The sequence below is a fragment of the Streptomyces sp. NPDC005181 genome (genome assembly GCF_040608395.1).
Classification (GTDB): domain Bacteria; phylum Actinomycetota; class Actinomycetes; order Streptomycetales; family Streptomycetaceae; genus Streptomyces.
In genome coordinates this window covers 58,690-75,651 of record NZ_JBEXID010000004.1, presented here as the reverse complement: position 1 = coordinate 75,651, position 16,962 = coordinate 58,690, and the positions used below count along the sequence as shown (strand labels likewise).

Annotated in this window: 13 protein-coding genes, 1 pseudogene and 1 riboswitch; of the genes and pseudogenes, 5 read left to right on the top strand and 9 right to left on the bottom strand. The window is 72.1% G+C overall.

What is annotated here, in order from left to right; translation table 11 throughout:
* The first annotated feature begins 52 nt into the window (after positions 1-52).
* Positions 53-775, top strand: a complete 723-nt coding sequence (locus ABZV38_RS04415; RefSeq protein WP_356324417.1) for a ZIP family metal transporter — start codon at positions 53-55, stop codon at positions 773-775.
* Between the two features lie 5 nt (positions 776-780).
* Here the strand turns inward: ABZV38_RS04415 and ABZV38_RS04410 are convergent, their stop codons facing one another.
* The 7 genes from ABZV38_RS04410 to ABZV38_RS04380 form a co-directional block, all read right to left on the bottom strand.
* Complete coding sequence (locus ABZV38_RS04410) at positions 781-2,262, bottom strand: cobyrinate a,c-diamide synthase (protein ID WP_356324415.1); 1,482 nt, start codon at positions 2,260-2,262, stop codon at positions 781-783.
* Complete coding sequence (cobO, locus tag ABZV38_RS04405; RefSeq protein WP_356324413.1) at positions 2,256-2,864, bottom strand: cob(I)yrinic acid a,c-diamide adenosyltransferase; 609 nt, start codon at positions 2,862-2,864, stop codon at positions 2,256-2,258. The genes ABZV38_RS04410 and cobO overlap by 7 nt, the downstream gene beginning before the upstream one ends.
* On the bottom strand, positions 2,864-4,888 hold the full coding sequence (locus tag ABZV38_RS04400; RefSeq protein ID WP_356324411.1) for a putative cobaltochelatase: 2,025 nt from the start codon (positions 4,886-4,888) through the stop codon (positions 2,864-2,866). Before ABZV38_RS04400 ends, cobO begins: the two co-directional genes overlap by 1 nt.
* Positions 4,889-5,066: 178 nt before the next feature.
* Positions 5,067-6,626 (bottom strand): cobyric acid synthase, encoded by a 1,560-nt coding sequence (locus tag ABZV38_RS04395; protein ID WP_356324409.1) that lies wholly within the window; start codon positions 6,624-6,626, stop codon positions 5,067-5,069.
* Entirely contained in the window at positions 6,623-7,603 is a 981-nt protein-coding gene (locus ABZV38_RS04390) for a cobalamin biosynthesis protein (protein ID WP_356324407.1), read from the bottom strand. Before ABZV38_RS04390 ends, ABZV38_RS04395 begins: the two co-directional genes overlap by 4 nt.
* 150 nt (positions 7,604-7,753) lie before the next feature.
* Positions 7,754-7,885: riboswitch (cobalamin riboswitch) on the bottom strand.
* Between the two features lie 162 nt (positions 7,886-8,047).
* Positions 8,048-8,281 carry a hypothetical protein gene (locus tag ABZV38_RS04385; RefSeq protein ID WP_356324406.1) on the bottom strand — a complete coding sequence of 78 codons (234 nt, stop codon included), beginning with the start codon at positions 8,279-8,281 and terminating at the stop codon, positions 8,048-8,050.
* Between the two features lie 12 nt (positions 8,282-8,293).
* On the bottom strand, positions 8,294-9,595 hold the full coding sequence (locus tag ABZV38_RS04380; protein ID WP_356324404.1) for an inorganic phosphate transporter: 1,302 nt from the start codon (positions 9,593-9,595) through the stop codon (positions 8,294-8,296).
* Between the two features lie 293 nt (positions 9,596-9,888).
* Between ABZV38_RS04380 and ABZV38_RS04375 the strand changes: the two genes are divergently transcribed.
* The 3 genes from ABZV38_RS04375 to ABZV38_RS04365 all read left to right on the top strand — a co-directional run bounded on the left by ABZV38_RS04375 (position 9,889) and on the right by ABZV38_RS04365 (position 13,311).
* A complete protein-coding gene (locus ABZV38_RS04375; RefSeq protein WP_356324402.1) occupies positions 9,889-10,611 on the top strand; it encodes a class II aldolase/adducin family protein in 723 nt (240 codons plus the stop codon).
* Positions 10,612-10,690: 79 nt separating this feature from the next.
* Positions 10,691-11,818 (top strand): hypothetical protein, encoded by a 1,128-nt coding sequence (locus ABZV38_RS04370; RefSeq protein ID WP_356324400.1) that lies wholly within the window; start codon positions 10,691-10,693, stop codon positions 11,816-11,818.
* A gap of 182 nt (positions 11,819-12,000) precedes the next feature.
* Complete coding sequence (locus ABZV38_RS04365; RefSeq protein ID WP_356324653.1) at positions 12,001-13,311, top strand: hypothetical protein; 1,311 nt, start codon at positions 12,001-12,003, stop codon at positions 13,309-13,311.
* A 90-nt stretch (positions 13,312-13,401) separates the two neighbouring features.
* Here ABZV38_RS04365 and ABZV38_RS04360 read toward each other — a convergent pair whose 3' ends face one another.
* Both ABZV38_RS04360 and ABZV38_RS04355 read right to left on the bottom strand, forming a co-directional pair.
* The gene (locus tag ABZV38_RS04360) at positions 13,402-13,815 is read right to left on the bottom strand and encodes a VOC family protein (RefSeq protein WP_356324398.1); all 414 of its coding nucleotides are present in this window, start codon (positions 13,813-13,815) and stop codon (positions 13,402-13,404) included.
* Between the two features lie 89 nt (positions 13,816-13,904).
* Positions 13,905-14,794 (bottom strand): annotated as a pseudogene (locus ABZV38_RS04355) (neutral zinc metallopeptidase).
* 286 nt (positions 14,795-15,080) lie between these two features.
* On the opposite strand from ABZV38_RS04355, the gene ABZV38_RS04350 reads away from it, so the two are divergent.
* A complete protein-coding gene (locus ABZV38_RS04350; protein WP_356324396.1) occupies positions 15,081-16,679 on the top strand; it encodes an ABC-F family ATP-binding cassette domain-containing protein in 1,599 nt (532 codons plus the stop codon).
* Positions 16,680-16,962: the final 283 nt, after the last annotated feature.

The window sequence follows — 16,962 nt, the reverse complement described above, 5'->3', positions numbered from 1 at the left end:
ACGGGGCGGGTCCGAGATGCGGGCACCCGGGGCGATCGGCTAGCAAGAGCCCATGGCGGTGTTCGTCGCGCTCGGCGCGTTCCTGATGACCCTGGCGGGCGGCTGGGTCGCCCAGCGCGTCACCGACCGCCGCCACCTGGTGCTGGGCTTCGCCGGCGGGCTGATGCTCGGCGTCGTCGGCCTCGATCTGCTGCCCGAGGCGATCGACGCCGCGGGGGGAATGGTCTTCGGCGTCCCGGCGGCGCTGCTGCTGTTCGTGGGCGGCTTTCTCCTCGCCCATCTGGTGGAGCGTCTTCTCGCCGTACGCCAGGCGGCACATGGCGCCGGCGAACAGCGTGTGCCGCAGGTCGGACTGACGGCAGCGGCGGCCATGGTCGGGCACAGCCTGATGGACGGGGTGGCGCTCGGCGCGGCCTTCCAGGTCGGCGGCGGCATGGGCGCCGCCGTCGCGCTCGCCGTCATCACCCACGACTTCGCGGACGGCTTCAATACGTACACGATCACCAGCCTGTACGGGAACGCCCGCCGCAGGTCCCTGACGATGCTGTTCGCCGACGCCCTGGCACCGGTCGTGGGAGCCGCGACGACCGTGCTGTTCACCCTTCCGGCGGAACTCCTCGGCTGCTATCTCGGATTCTTCGGCGGCGCACTGCTGTACCTCGCCGCCGCCGAGATCCTCCCCGAGGCGCACCACGAACACCCGGCCCGCTCCACGCTGCTGTGCACCGTGGCGGGAGTCTGCTTCATCTGGCTGGTGGTGGGCATCGCGGACTGACGGCGTCACCTCGCGGCCCGCTCGACGAACCGCCGGGCGATGCCCGGCGCCGACGCCCAGTGCGTATGCAGATAGCTGGCATGGACGCCTTGCTGGACGAAGCCCTCCACACGCCGCTCCGGCAGATGCATGCCCCACGCGGGAGCGGAACCAGCGCCCGGCTCGAGCACCGTCCGGTGGAACTCGTGCCCGCGCAGCCGTGTGCCGACCGCGGCCAGCGCACTGTCGGTGATGGCGACGGCCTCCCGGTAACCGAGCGTCAGTGACTTCGACATCCGGGCCTTGGCGTCCAGCACCCCGCACATCGGCAGCCCGTCGAGCGCACGCGACAGATAGAGCAGCCCGGCGCACTCGGCGGCGACGGGTGCCCCGGCGGCCGCGAGACCGGCAACGGCCTTGCGGAGCGGCTCGTTGGCGGACAGCTCGGGGGCGTACATCTCCGGGAACCCCCCACCGATGACGAGCCCATGGGTGCCCTCGGGCAGGGCCTCGTCCCGCAACGGATCGAACGTCACCACCTCGGCCCCGGCGGCGGCGAGGAGCTCGCTGTGCTCGGCGTAGGAGAAGGTGAACGCGGGCCCCCCGGCCACGGCAATGACGGGCCGGCCACGACCCGGCCCGCCCGGGCGGGATTCCAGTCCGTGCGGCGTCCGAGAACCGGGGTCCGGGACGGAGCCCCGGTTCCGGGAAGGGGCGGGCAGGGGAACAGCCGCGTCGCAGGAGCTCCCGCCCCCCACCGCACCCCGCACGGCCCCCACCGGATCCCACGCCCCCGACGCGGCAGGCGTCCCCGGTGCCGACCGTGCCAACGCCATCAACGCATCCAGATCGCACCCGCCCCCCACCTGCGCCCCCATCGCCGCGACAGCGGCCACCGCATCGCCCCGCCGCTCGGCCACCGGCACCAGCCCCAGATGCCGCGAGGGCGTGGCCATCTGCTCGGCCTGCCGCAGCACCCCCATCACCGGCACGCCGGACTCGTCCAGCGCCTCCCGGAGCAGCATCTCGTGCCGGTCCGAGCCGACCTTGTTGAGGATCACCCCGCTGATCCGTACCTCCGGATCCCACGAGGCGAAGCCGTGCACCAGCGCGGCGACCGACCGCGACTGCGACGACGCGTCCACGACCAGCACCACCGGCGCCTGCAGCAGCTTCGCGACATGCGCGGTCGATGCCAACTCGCCCTGCCCGGACGCCCCGTCGTAGAGCCCCATCACCCCCTCGACGATCGCCAGGTCGCACCCACGCGCCCCGTGCGCGAACAGCGGAGCGACCAGCTCCGGCCCGCACATGTACGCGTCGAGGTTGCGTCCCGCCCGCCCGGTGGCCAGCGAGTGATAGCCGGGGTCGATGTAATCGGGTCCGACCTTGTGCGGCGACACGGCGAGACCGCGCTGCGCGAAGGCCGCCATCAGGCCCGTCGCCACGGTGGTCTTGCCGCTGCCGGAGGCCGGCGCGGCAATCACCAGTCGCGGAATCGTCACCACTCGATGCCCCTCTGGCCCTTCTGCCCGGTGTCCATCGGGTGCTTCACCTTCGACATGTCGGTCACCAGATCAGCGGCCTCGACGAGCTTCTCCGGGGCATTGCGCCCGGTGATCACCACATGCTGCGTGCCGGGACGGTTGCGCATCACCTCGACCACCTCATCGGTGTCGATCCAGCCCCAGTGCATCGGGTACGCGAACTCGTCGAGGACATACAGCTTGTACGTCTCGGCGGCCAGGTCACGCTTGACCTGCTCCCAGCCCTCCCGGGCCTTCGCCTCGTTGTCCGCGTTGTCGCCGTGCAGGCCGCGCTGCACCCACGACCAGCCCTCGCCCATCTTGTGCCAGGCGACCGTGCCGCCCTCACCGCTCGCGCCGAGCACCTTCAGCGCGTTCTCCTCGCCGACCTTCCACTTCGCCGACTTGACGAACTGGAACACCCCGATCGGCCAGCCCTGGTTCCAGGCGCGCAGCGCGAGCCCGAACGCGGCCGTCGACTTGCCCTTGCCGATACCGGTGTGGACGAAGAGCAGCGGACGGTTGCGGCGCTGGCGAGTCGTCAGCCCGTCGTCCGGCACGGTGGTCGGCTGTCCCTGCGGCATTAAGCGGCCCTCCTGTTGGATCCGTTGATTCCCTGGGTTCCCTGAACGTCCCTGACGAGCCAGGCGATCGAGTCGGCCCGCAGGTCGTCCAGCGTGACGGCGGTGCCGCCGAGATCGCGCGCCAACCGGCCGGCCAGCCCGAGCCGCACGACCCCCGATTCGCAGTCCACGACGACGGACGCCGTGCCCTCTGCCTCGTGCAGCCGCGCGGCCCGCGCCGCCAGCGCCACCGGGTCCGGGCCGCCGGTCGCCCGCCCGTCCGTCACCACGACCAGCAGCGGCCGCCGCGACGGATCGCGCAGCCGCTCCACCCGCAGTACGTCATGGGCCTTCAGCAGCCCGGCCGCAAGCGGAGTACGCCCACCGGTCGGCAGCGTCTCCAGCCGTGCGGCGGCCGCGTCCACGGACGATGTCGGCGGCAGCGCCACTTCGGCGCCCGTGCCCCGGAAGGTGATCAGACCGACCTTGTCCCGCCGCTGGTACGCGTCCAGCAGCAGCGACAGAACCGCGCCCTTCACGGCGCCCATGCGCTGCCGGGCGGCCATCGACCCGGATCCGTCCACGACGAAGAGCACCAGGTTCCCTTCACGCCCCTCCCTGGTGGCCTGCCGCAGATCGTCCCGCCGCATCACGAGACCGCGCCCGGAGCGTCCGCGCGCGTGCTGGTGCGGGGCGGCGGCCTGAACGGTCGCCGTCAGATGCAGCTTGGTCAGCAGCCCATCGGGCCGCCGCGCGCCGGTCGTGCGACCGTGCTCGGTACGCGCCCGGGACCGCCGCCCCGCCGCACCCTCGCCGATCCCCGGCACGCTGAGCATCTTCGTCCGGAACGGCTCGGCAGCTCGTACGGGCTGCTGCTCTCCGCCCCCGGCCGGGCGGCCCTGCGAGGGGAGTCCGGGCGTGTCGCCGTCCCCCGCCTCGGCCTGCGGCGGCGTGTCGGGCCCGTCCCCCTGCGGAGGCTGCCCGCCCCCACCCGGCCCGTCCGGACCGGGATCGTCCCCGCCCCCGTCCCCTTCACCGCTGTTCTGCTCCAGCGTGTCGTCGAGCTTGTCCTCGTCGAGACCGGGCGCGTCGAACGGATTGCGGCGGCGCCGGTGGGGGAGCGCGAGCAGGGCGGCCTGCCGGACGTCCTCGGCGAGCACGTCGGTACGTTCCGCCCACGCGGCCAGCGCGGTCGCGGTGCGGGCCATCACGATGTCGGCTCGCATCCCGTCGACCTCGAAGGCCGCACAGGTGGCGGCGATCTGCCGCAGGGCACGGTCCCCGAGCGTCACCTGAGGAAGCAGCGCCCGCGCGGCAACGATCCGCTCCCGCAACGCACCTTCCTCCTCGGCCCACCGGGCGGCGAACCCGGCCGGATCGTCGTCGTACGCGAGCCGTCGCCGTACGACCTCGACCCGCTGATCCGTCTCGCGCGACGCGGCGACCTCGACGGTCAGCCCGAAGCGGTCGAGCAACTGCGGCCGCAGCTCGCCCTCTTCGGGGTTCATCGTCCCGACGAGAAGGAACCGCGCGGCATGCCGTACGGAGACGCCTTCGCGCTCCACGTACGAGGCGCCCATGGCGGCCGCGTCCAGCAGCAGGTCCACCAGGTGGTCGTGGAGCAGATTGACCTCGTCGACATAGAGAATCCCGCGATGCGCATCGGCGAGGAGCCCGGGCTCGAAGGCCTTCACCCCGTCGGCGAGCGCCCGCTCGATGTCGAGCGCCCCGACGAGCCGGTCCTCGGAGGCTCCCACCGGCAGTTCGACGGTCCGCGCCGCCCGCGAAACGCCGCCCCCGGCTTCGTGGGGCCCATCGGGACACGCCGGGTCGGGCGACACCGGGTCGCACGAGAACCGGCACCCGGAGACGACATCGATCTGCGGCACGAGCGCGGCGAGCGCCCGCACGGCGGTGGACTTGGCGGTCCCCTTCTCCCCCCGCACGAGCACACCACCGACGGTGGGCGATACGGCGTTCAGCAACAACCCGAGCCGCAGGTCGTCCTGCCCGACGATGGCGGTGAAGGGGTACGGGGTACTCACAAAGCCTCCTTGACGACGTCATCCATCCATGAACCGGTGACCCGTTCCGGTCCGCCTTCCAGTCCGTCCGGGCGACTGCTCAGCCCGTCCGGCGCTTGCGGACCGGGGTCCGCGGCGGACCCCGGGTCACGGGAAGCCGAGGGTCGGGGAACAAAGCCCGCCGCAGGCGGCGTCCCCCTCACTCCAGCCGCCCAGCCACCCCAGCCCCACGCCCCCCTCGGGCCGCCGGCACCTCCGGTGCCCCAGGGCCCACAAACGGCAATCCCTCCGGCACCCCCGCCTCGATCAACCGCATCAACGCCCCCGTATCCGCATGCTCCTCGATCAAGTCCCCCAGGCGGTCCAGCTGCTCTTCCCGCAGCTCCCCGAAACTCGTGTCCGGCGCCGGCACGAACCGCCGCCCCGCTGCTTCCGCGACCTCCACCAGGAACCGCCGCCGGAACGCATCGCTCTCCAGCGACCCGTGCCAGTGCGTCCCCCACACCGACCCCACCCGGCACCCGTCCAGGAACGGGTCGCCGCCCCGCACATCGGCGACCCCGTGATGGATCTCGTACCCCTCCACCGGCTCCCCGAGCGCCGAACCGACCGGCCGGGCCAGGGTCTTCTCCCGGTCGAACCGGATCCGTACCGGAAGCAGCCCGAGCCCGTCGACCTGCCCGGCCCGCGACTCCACCTCGTCCTCGATCTGCTCCGCGAGCACCTGGAACCCGCCACAGATGCCGAGCACGGGACGCCCCTGCGCCGCCCGCCGCAGCAGCGCGTCGGCCAGCCCCCGTTCGCGCAGCCAGGCCAGCGCCTTCACCGTGCCGCGCGTGCCGGGCACGATCACCAGGTCCGCGTCGGCCAGCTCCTCCGCCCGGTCCACGAACCGCACCACCACACCCGGTTCGGCGGCCAGCGCGTCCACATCGGTGAAGTTCGACATCAGGGGCACCGCGCACACCGCGACCCGCAGCACGTCCTCGCCGTGCGGCGGCGCGACGACCGACTCGCGTACGGCCCCGCGCAGCGAGACCCGCAGTCCGTCCTCCTCGTCGATGCCCAGGCCGTGGGCGAACGGCAGCACTCCGTACGTCGGCCGCCCGGTCAGCCCGTACAGCATGTCGAGCCCCGGCTCCAGCAGCGACACGTCGCCGCGGAACTTGTTGACCAGATAGCCCGCGATCAGCGCCTGGTCCTCGGCGCCGAGCAGCGCCGTCGTACCGAAGAAGGAGGCGAACACGCCGCCGCGGTCGATGTCGCCGACGACGACCACGGGGAACCGCGCGGCCCGCGCGATCCCCATGTTCACAATGTCGGTGCGGCGCAGATTGATCTCGGCCGGGCTGCCCGCCCCCTCGCAGATCACGGCGTCATACGTGCCCCGAAGCTGCTCCAGACAGTCCACGACCGTGGAGAGCAGCGACTCCTGCCGCCCCCCGTGGTAGCCGCGTGCACTCATCTCGCCCACCGGCCTGCCCATCAGGACGACCTGGCTGGAGCGGTCGCTGCCGGGCTTGAGCAGTACCGGGTTCATCAGCACGGTCGGCTCCACCCTGGCGGCCTGGGCCTGCATCGCCTGCGCGCGTCCGATCTCCGCGCCCTCGCGGGTGACGAACGAGTTCAGCGACATGTTCTGCGCCTTGAACGGCGCGACCTTCACCCCCTGGCGCACCAGCCAGCGGCAGATGCCTGCCGTGACGACGCTCTTGCCCGCGTCCGACGTGGTTCCGGCGACCAGCAGTCCGCCGCTCATGTTCCGCTCCGTCCCGCGGCCGGGCGCCGCCCCGTGGGCGACCGCCGTCCCGCGATCAGCCGGCCCGCCGCGCACACGCCGAGGGCCAGCACCCCCACCCGGCGCGACAGCCGCACCGCGCGCTCGATGTCCTCGGTCTCCACCGCACGGCCGGCCGCGCCGTTCAGCACCGGCCGGTGTTCGACACGGCCGCCGTACGCGAGGGTCCCGCCGAGCCGTACGCCGAGCGCGCCCGCGAACGAGGCCTCCACCGGCCCCGCGTTGGGGCTCGGGTGCTTGCCGGCGTCGGCCCGCCAGGCCCGTACCGCCCGCCGTGGCTGCCCCCCGGCAACCACGGCGAGCGCGGCTGTGAGCCGGGCGCCGGGCCAGCCCACGACGTCGTCCAGCCGGGCCGAGGCCCAGCCGTAGCGCAGATGCCGGGGCGACCTGTGACCGACCATGGCGTCGAGGGTGTTGACGGCCCGGAAGGCGACGAGTCCGGGCACGCCGCCCAGCGCGCCCCACACCAGCGCGCCGACCACCGCGTCGGAGGTGTTCTCGGCGACGGACTCCACCACGGCGCGGGCGATCTGCGGCCCGTCGAGGGAGTGAGGGTCGCGGCCGCACAGATGGGGCAGCCGCTCACGGGCCAGTGCGATGTCACCGGCGGCCAGCGCGCCGCCGATGGCGCGGGCCTCGCGTCCCAGCGAGGTGCCGCCGACGACGGACCAGGTGGCTGCCGCGGTCAGGGTGACGGATGCGGCGGGATGACGGCGTACGGCACGGGCGGCCAGCGCGGATCCCGCCGCGGCGCCTCCGGCGCAGACCAGGGTGTGCAGTGCGCCCCACCCGCGGTGGTCGCGCCACAGTCGGCGCTCGACGCCCGCGGCGGCCCGCCCGAACGCGGCGACGGGATGACCCCGGCGGGGATCACCGAGCAGCAGATCGCCGATCAGACCGGCCGTGGCGCCGTACGCGAAGATGCGGTCGGCTCGCACGGCTCAGCCGGCCGCCCTGCCTCGAAGGACCTTCGTACAGCCGGCTCCCGGTGGGAGCGGCTCAGAAACGGACGACGGCGCACGGCAGCCGGGCATGGCGATATGTCCTCACTCAGGGTCCGCGCCCTGGTTCGACGTGACCGGCGGCGAGAGTCTCCTGGCTCCCGGATCCGCAGTTCCCCCGGCCTTCCAGCCCGCCTGCGCGAGCCGTGACTTCCGGTGTGGGGGACTGCTCCCCGGTGACAGTGGCGGGACCGCGCCGGATTCGCACCGGCTTCCTCTGCTGTCGCCGTAAATGGCTCCTGCAGTCCACCACGCTCCGCGAACGCCCGTCAACCTGGCGTTGACCTGCGGCGGCGCAGTGTGCGCAGACGCACATCGGGCCGGACACACGCGAGGTGTGTCCGGCCCGATGGGACGCGACGACGGGGTGCGGGAAGGGGCTCAGGCGACGATGAGATAGATCCCGTACGCGACCGCGGCCGCACAGAGCCCGAAGCAGAGGTACGCGCCCGTGCGGGCGAGTACCAGGGAGCCTCCGGTGGAGCCGCCCTGCGCCGCCGGTTCCGGCTGCTTGGAGAGGCCGACGATGCCCAGGGTGAAGAGGCCCACCAGCGCCACAGTGACGACGAGGGAGACGCCGAAGACGGAACCGAGAGCTGCCCAGTCGATGTTCATGCTGATCTGTCCTTACACCGTGGCGGGCCGCGCCGGATCGGCGACGGTTCCGGCCGGGGCCGGGATGGTGGTCTTGAGGTCCGTGTCCGTGTCCGCGGCTGCGGTCGCGTCCGCCGTGGTGGCTGCAGCAGCGGTCCCGGTGGGCGGCGGGGTGACGGCCGCGATGGCGGTGGTGATGACACCCGCCGGTTCGGCGTCGTGGCCGGCGGGGGCGACATCGCCGTGACCGACCGGCTTGCGGCGGGACAGCTGCCAGATGGCGGCGGACCCTCCGATCAGCAGGATGGCGACGACGACGACTCCCCAGGTGCCCTGCTTGGTGAGCAACTCCGCGCCCGCACCGACCAGACCGGCAGCCGGCAGGGTCAGACCCCAGGCGACGAACATCCGGGTGGCGGTGGACCAGCGGACGACACCGCCCCGGCGGCCCAGTCCCGCACCCATCACGGCGCCGGAGCACGACTGGGTGGTGGAGAGGGAGAAGCCGAGGTGCGAGGAGGCCAGGATGACCGTGGCCGCACTGGTCTGGGCGGCGAAGCCCTGCGGCGGCTTGAGTTCGGTGAGGCCACTGCCCATGGTGCGGATGATGCGCCAGCCGCCGAGGTAGGTGCCGAGCGCGATGGCCAGACCGGCGGAGACGATGACCCAGACCGGCGGGTTGGAGCCGGGGGAGAGGACGCCGCCGGTGACCAGGGCCAGGGTGATGATGCCCATGGTCTTCTGTGCGTCGTTGGTGCCGTGGGCGAGCGAGACCAGTCCGGCCGAGGCGATCTGACCGGCGCGGTAGCCCTTGGCGGTGGCCTTCGCCTGGGCGTCGTTACGGATCTTGCCACCGATCCGGTACGTCAGCCTGGTCGCCAGCAGTGCGGCGAGACCGGCGACGAGCGGGGCGGCGACCGCGGGGAGCAGCACCTTGGTGACGACGGTGCCGCCGTTGACCGAGGACCAGCCCGCCGACATCACCGCGGCGCCGATCAGGCCGCCGAAGAGAGCGTGGGAGGAACTGGACGGCAGGCCGACCAGCCAGGTCAGCAGATTCCACAGAATGGCGCCGACGAGGGCCGCGAAGATGACCTCTGTCCGCAGCCCGTTCTCGTTGATGATCCCGCCGGAGATCGTTTTGGCGACCTCGACCGACAGGAACGCGCCGACCAGGTTGAGAGCGGCGGACATGGCCACCGCTGTCTTGGGTTTGAGAGCGCCGGTCGAGATGGTGGTCGCCATCGCGTTGGCGGTGTCATGGAAACCGTTCGTGAAATCGAACACTAGAGCTGTCACGATCACAATCGCGAGGAGCAGCGTGATGTGTTCCATTTACCCAGGCAATCGTTCGACGTCATTGGCTCGTGGACCGTAGGTAACCTGGGTGAACGGAAGATGAACTGGACGGGGCTTTGTGGTGACTTCAAGTGGGGTGACGTTGATCGTTTTGTCCGCTGCATGACAGCCGGAGCCCGGCACGGGGCCTGCGGTGGCCGGTATGCGACGCTCCCGCCCCGTCCCGTGGGCCGCCGGTTCCGAGGGTGAATCCGACGGAAAAGCCGACAAAGAGATGTAGGTCAACCGACGGTCTCCTGTCGGGCCCGCCCCGCTGACAGGATTCCCCCATGAGCGATCAGCATGAGGACGGCAGCGGCGCGAACGACGCGCAGGACGCACAGAATGCACACGCCGCACACGACGCGCAGGACGCCGTCGAGCAGGCCTGGCACGGCGTCGTCGCCACCGCCCGCAGGACCGCGGCGGAGGGCCTGGTCGTCGGCACCTCGGGCAATGTGTCGGCGCGGGTCGGCGACCTGGTCCTGGTCACACCGAGCGGTGTGCCCTACGACCGGCTCGGCCCCGGCGACACCGTCGCCGTCGACCTGAAGGGCCGCCAGGTCCTCGGTGAACTGGCCCCGACCAGCGAACTCCCGCTCCATCTGGCGGTCTACCGCAACAGCGACGCGGTCGCCGTCGTGCACACCCACGCCGTTCACGCCACGGCCGTCTCCACCCTCGTCCCCGAGGTCCCGCTCGTGCACTACGCCGCCGCCATGCTCGGCGGCCCCGTCCGCACCGCGGCCTACGCGCGGTACGGAACGCAGGAGCTGGCCGACAACATGCTGGGCGCCCTGCGCGACCGCACAGGCTGCCTCCTCAGGAACCATGGGACCGTCACCTACGGATCCACCCTCGACGAGGCCTACGACCGCACCGCCCAGCTCGAATGGATGTGCAGGCTCTGGCTCACCGCCAGCTCCGTCCCCGGCCACTCCCCCTCCCTGCTCACCCGGGCCCAGCTGGACGAGGTGCAGGACGCCCTGAAGGGATACGGACAGCCCGGCTGACCGGGAGGAGCACGCCGCCCGGCCACCGGACGGCCCCCGCCCACTGGCAGGGTGCGGCACACCCCCGCAGACTGAAGCGGTGCGCCCGGCTACAGCGACGGCAGCAGCTGCCCTCACCATCCTCGGCGTCGGCGCGGCAGTGGTCGCGGCCGGCCGCTACGCGAGCGACGCCGCCCTCGGGGTGCCGTCCGGACGTCCCCTCCCCGCCGACCGCAAGCTCACTGTGCACGCCACGGCGGCCGGACAGGTCACGCTCACCCGCTCCTTCGCCGCGCTCCGGCCCGGTACGTACGGTCTGGTGGGCGACGGCGTCCACGCCGTGATCGGCCCGGTGATCGAACAGGCGCCGCACGCCGCCGACGCCGTCGTGCGCAGACTGGAACGCGTCAACAGCGGCAGTCTGGAACCCGGCACCCAGGTCCGGATCACCCCCGCGCTGTACAGCGGCGACCCCGGCACCGCCCTCGGCCTCGACCACCAGGACGTCGAGATCCCCGGCGAACTCGGCTCCCTTCCCGCCTGGTTCCTGCCCGGCCCCCGGGACACCTGGGTCATCACCGTGCACGGCCTCGGTACCACCCGCGAACACCCCATGAACGTCATGGAACTCCTGCACGGGCTGCGGCTTCCGGTGCTCGACCCGGCCTACCGGGGCGACCCCGGAGCCCCACGCTCCCCGGACGGCCTCGCCCACCTCGGCGAGTCGGAATGGCGCGACCTGGACGCGGCGATCCGCTTCGCCGTGCGGTACGGCGCCGAGAAGGTCGTCCTGCACGGCTGGTCCACCGGCGCCGCGATGGCCCTGCACGCGGCCGTCAACTCGGCACTGCGCGACCGGATCTGCGGCCTCGTCCTGGACTCCCCGGTGCTCGACTGGGCCACCACCCTGCGCGCCCTGACCACCGCCCGTGGCGTCCCGTCCGCACTGATGCCGCTCGCCGTCCGCGCCGCCCAGGGACAGACCGGACTGCACGGCGCCAGGCTCCTCGACACCTCCCTCCCGCAGGCTCTGCACGTCCCGACGCTGATCTTCCACGGCCCCGACGACACCCTGGCCCCCTGGCAGCCGTCCCGCGATCTTGCCGCGCGCCGCCCCGACCTGGTCGCCCTGCACCCCGTACCGCAGGCTCCGCATGCGGCCATGTGGAATGCCGGTCCGGCCCGCTACGAAGAGGCCATGCGGCGCTTCCTCACGCCCCTGATGTGACCTGATGCGACGGATCAGCCGGTTGGTCCGGCCGGGTCCGCCGCCCCTTCCCCCGCGAATTCGGGTTCCGTTTGGGCTTTCGGGCCGTCAGAGGCAAGACTGCTCCCGTGACGTCCCGTACCCCGCGCGACTCCAGGCTGCGACTTGTCCGCCCGCGACCCCTTGCGACCGCCCGCAAGGCCGTGACCACCCGGCGTACCAGGCCGGCCCCCCGCCCACCCGAGGGCACCCCGCCGCGTGCGGAACTGGCCCGCCAGGCCAGGGCCGCGCTCGCCGACGCCGTACGGATCGCCCGCTGGGCCGCCGACGGCGCGAGCCCCGGCACGGCCCCGCTCGCCGCCCACGCCCTCGAACGAGCCGCGGCCGCACTGGAATTGTCCCCGGCGCAGGTGCGCTCGGGCTGGGACCGGGCCCGCCTGGCCGGCCTCGTGGAGCTGCACGGCGAGACCGCACGCCCGGGCTGGCGGCTGCGCGCGTGGGACCGCGACGACTCCGCCGTGCTCCGCGGCTGGGTGGCGCTCTTCGACGCCTGGTCGCTCGTCCACCCGGCGCCCGAGGACATCGAGGCCACCGCGGTCGCCGAAGCCGTCGAGGCCGTGCCCCAGGTGCTCTCGCTCCTTCAGCTCTCGGCGGGCCCGGTCACCGTGCCCGCCCTCCTCGATCTCCTCGGCCAGCGCGTCGCGGAACTCCACGAGGAGCGCTGCGAGGTGCCGTACGGGCCGCAGGCGCTGCCCGAACCGGCGGAAGCCGCCCCCACCGGACACCCCGCCGCCCTGGTGGCGCGCCTCCTCGACTGGGCCCTGGAGGGGCTGGCCGCGGTCGGCGCACTCACGCTCGGCGTCGGCCACGCCACCCTCACTCCGCTCGGCAACTGGGCGGTCTGGGTCAAGCTGGAACAGATCTGCGTCGCCGCCCAGAGCCCGGCCGGGAACATCGAGCAGTCCGCCGCCGACATGCTGCTCGGCTGCGCCCGGCTCACCCCGGGACCGGCCCGTGCCGAGTACCGCGCCTGGCTCGCCGCCCGCCCCGTCGGCAGCGCCGTCGCCGAACTGCTCGCGGTCGCCCGCGGTGAGGACGCGCTGCTGCGCGGACTCGCCTTCGAAGCGCTCCGGGTCGTCGGCGCCCCTGCCGAGCCCGTGGTGCGCTCCGTCGTCACCGACGCGTCGCTGCGCCCGTACGCACTGATCTGGCTGGCCGAGTACGACGGAGCCGACCCCGAGGACGCCCAGGAGGTCCTCAGCCGCGAGGAATCCACCTGGCTGTGGGTCGACACGGCGGCGGCCGTCGCCGACCACGGCGAGACCGCGCTGCTGGTCCGCCATCTCGACTCGGCCGTCCAGGGCACTGTCCCGGCCCTGCTCGAAGAGGTACGGGCCGTGGGCCACCCGCGCACCGTCCAGGTGCTGGTGGCGCTGGCCGCCGCCCACCCGGATCCGGCCCTGGCCAAAGCCGTCCGCCGGGCGGCGTTCCAGGTGCACACCGGCGGCGCCTGACCGACCCGCAGCCATCCGCCCCGGGGATCGGCGGGCGCGTCAGCGCCTGCCCTCGGCCCCGGGCCGGGCCCCGGGCCCGAGGGCAGGCGCTCAGTCCGCGGCCCCCGGGGCGTACGTCCCGAAGCTCCACACATTGCCCTCCGCGTCCCGCGCCAGGTAGTCGCGCGAGCCGTAGTCCTGGTCCGTGGGCGGCATCAGGATCTCCACCCCGTGCTCCACGGCCCGGGCATGGTGGGCATCGACCTCGTCCACCACGACGTACACACCGCTCGGCCCTGCGCCCGCCATCGCCTTGGCGAAGACCCCCTCCCGGCCCTTGGAGCCCAGCATCACCCTGCCGTTGCCGCAGGACAGCTCCGCGTGCAGCACCGTGCCGTTCTCGTCCTGGTACACCGCCTCCTCGGTGAACCCGAGGCCCTCCGTGAGCGTCTTGATCGCGGCCTTCGCGTCGTCGTACAGAATCGTCGGACAGATCGTCGGAACCCCGGCCTGCGCGCCTGCCATGACGCTCACCCCTTTTCGCACTCCGCTTGACCTTCTGCTGTGATCTGCGTCTCAGTCTTCCACCGGCCACTGACAATGCCCGGTCCGGCTCAGCGGAAGGTGTTGCAGTCGGCCATGTCGCCGCTGCGGAAGCCGGTGGTGAACCACTGCTGGCGCTGCGCGGCCGAGCCGTGCGTCCAGGACTCGGGGGTGACCCGGCCCTGGAACCTCTCCTGGATCCGGTCGTCGCCCACCGCCGCGGCCGCGTCGAGCCCGTCCCGGATATCCGCCGGCGTCAGCGAGGTGATCAGCGGCCGCCCGGTCGACTCGTCGGGCGTGGTCGTCGCGTGGTGGGCCCAGACCCCGGCGTAGCAGTCGGCCTGCAGCTCCACCTTCACCGCGTTGCTGTTCGAGCCCGTCAGGCCGTCCTGCGACCGGCTCAGCGTTCCCATCTGGTTCTGCACATGGTGGCCGTACTCGTGCGCGACGACGTATGCCTCGGCGAACGGGCCACCGCTCGATCCGAACTTCGTCCGCAGCTCGTCGAAGAATCCCAGGTCCAGATAGACCTGCCGGTCGCCCGGGCAGTAGAACGGCCCGACCGCGAGGTTGCGGCACCACAGGCGGTGCCGATCCGGTCGGTGAACAGAACCGTCTTCGCGTCCGTGTACCGCGCGCCCCGCCGGGCGAACTCCTGGCGCCAGAAGTCCTGCACGCTGTTGACCACCGCGACGGTCCGGCAGTCGTCCCTGGTGTTCGCGTCCTGGCCGGTCCGGCAACTCTGCTCGACCTGCGCCGCCGAGGACGCGGTCGCCGTCGTGCCCGAGTCGCCCGACGACAGGCCCAGCTGGTCGGGGCCGACGCCGAAGAACAGCCCCAGGATCAGCGCGATGAGACCGACGATGCCGCCGCCCACTGTGGCCTTGCCGCCCGGGATCCGGCTGCCGCGCACATCCTGGACCTCGGATGTGTCCAGATCGGCGTCGTCGTCGAACTGCATGGGGGCACCACTCTCTGCTCCGGCCGCGGCTGCCTCACCGCCCTGCGCCGAGTATCGGGCGGTTCATCCGCATGTGCCCGTTTTTGGTAACAGGGTGCAGTGAACCGGCGGCGCTGGGCGAGCACCCGGCGGGCCAGGTGGGGGCAGTGGCGGCAGCACGCGGAAATGGAGTTGCACACCGCCAGTAGAATGACCCCTATGGCAATTCTCCTTGTGCACTAGACGGCGTCGAGATAACTCCGCCCGTCATCCCGCCCGCCGTCCATACCGCCCTGGAGTTTTACCCGTGATCACCGCTTCCGGCATCGAGCTGCGCGCCGGCGCTCGCATCCTCATCGAGTCCGCCTCCTTCCGTATCGCCAAGGGCGATCGCATCGGTCTCGTCGGCCGCAACGGAGCGGGCAAGACCACCCTCACCAAGTGCCTCGCAGGTGAAGGCGTGCCCGCCGGCGGCGCCATCACCCGCTCCGGCGAGGTCGGATACCTCCCGCAGGACCCGCGCACCGGCGACCTCGACATCCTCGCCCGCGACCGCATCCTCTCCGCCCGCGGTCTCGACGAGATCCTGCGCAAGATGCGTGAGAACGAGGAGCGGATGGCGAACGGCAAGGGCGCCACCCGCGAAAAGGCCATGAAGAAGTACGAGCGGCTGGAGACGGAGTTCCTCACCAAGGGCGGTTACGCCGCCGAGGCCGAGGCCGCCACCATCGCCGCCGCGCTCAGCCTGCCCGACCGGGTGCTCGGACAGCCGCTCCACACGCTCTCCGGCGGTCAGCGCCGCCGCGTCGAGCTCGCCCGCATCCTCTTCTCGGACGCCGACACCCTGCTCCTCGACGAGCCGACGAACCACCTCGACGCCGACTCGATCGTCTGGCTGCGCGACTATCTGAAGAGCTACCGCGGCGGCTTCATCGTGATCTCCCACGATGTCGACCTCGTCGAGACAGTCGTCAACAAGGTCTTCTACCTCGACGCCAACCGCTCGCAGATCGACATCTACAACATGGGCTGGAAGCTCTACCAGCAGCAGCGCGAGGCCGACGAGAAGCGCCGCAAGCGTGAGCGTCAGAACGCCGAGAAGAAGGCCGCGGCCCTCAACTCGCAGGCCGACAAGATGCGCGCCAAGGCCACCAAGACCGTGGCCGCGCAGAACATGGCCAAGCGCGCCGAGCGGCTGCTCTCCGGCCTGGAGGCCGTCCGGGTCTCCGACAAGGTCGCCAAGCTGCGTTTCCCCGAGCCCTCGCCGTGCGGCAAGACCCCCCTGATGGCGGAGGGGCTGTCCAAGTCCTATGGTTCGCTCGAAATCTTCACCGATGTGGACCTTGCCATCGACAAGGGCTCCCGCGTTGTCATCCTCGGCCTCAACGGTGCGGGCAAGACCACCCTGCTCCGGCTCCTCGGCGGCGCCGAGAAGCCGGACACCGGCGAGGTCATCGAGGGACACGGTCTCAGGCTCGGTTACTACGCGCAGGAGCACGAGACCCTCGACCCGGAGCGCACCGTCCTGGAGAACATGCGCTCCGCCGCCCCGGACCTCGACCTCGTCGAGGTCCGCAAGACGCTGGGCTCGTTCCTCTTCTCCGGTGACGACGTCGACAAGCCGGCCGGGGTGCTCTCCGGCGGTGAGAAGACCCGTCTCGCGCTCGCGACCCTGGTGGTCTCCTCCGCCAATGTGCTGCTCCTCGACGAGCCGACGAACAACCTCGACCCGGCCAGCCGCGAGGAGATCCTCGGCGCGCTGCGCACGTACAAGGGCGCGGTCGTTCTCGTCACGCACGACGAGGGTGCGGTCGAGGCGCTCCAGCCCGAGCGGATCATCCTGCTGCCGGACGGCGTCGAGGACCTGTGGGGCGCGGACTACCGGGACCTGGTCGCACTGGCCTGATCCACTTCGACTGGATCATTCGGCCCAGAGGTGATCCATCATCTGTGTGAGGACCTCTCATACCGCGGCGCGGCGCCCGGCAGATACCTGCCGGGCGCACCCATGTGGCGCTGCAGCCCCCCGTACGGCCCTGACCTGCCCGTTCATCTCGGATCCGCTGCCACCCATCCCCCTCGCCCTACGGAATGCTGGATTCCGGTTGTGAAGGCGTATTCCCGGGGTGCCAAACCGGTTGTACCGACCTTGCCGAATGGGTGGCCAGGAAGCCCTTGAGGGGTGATCA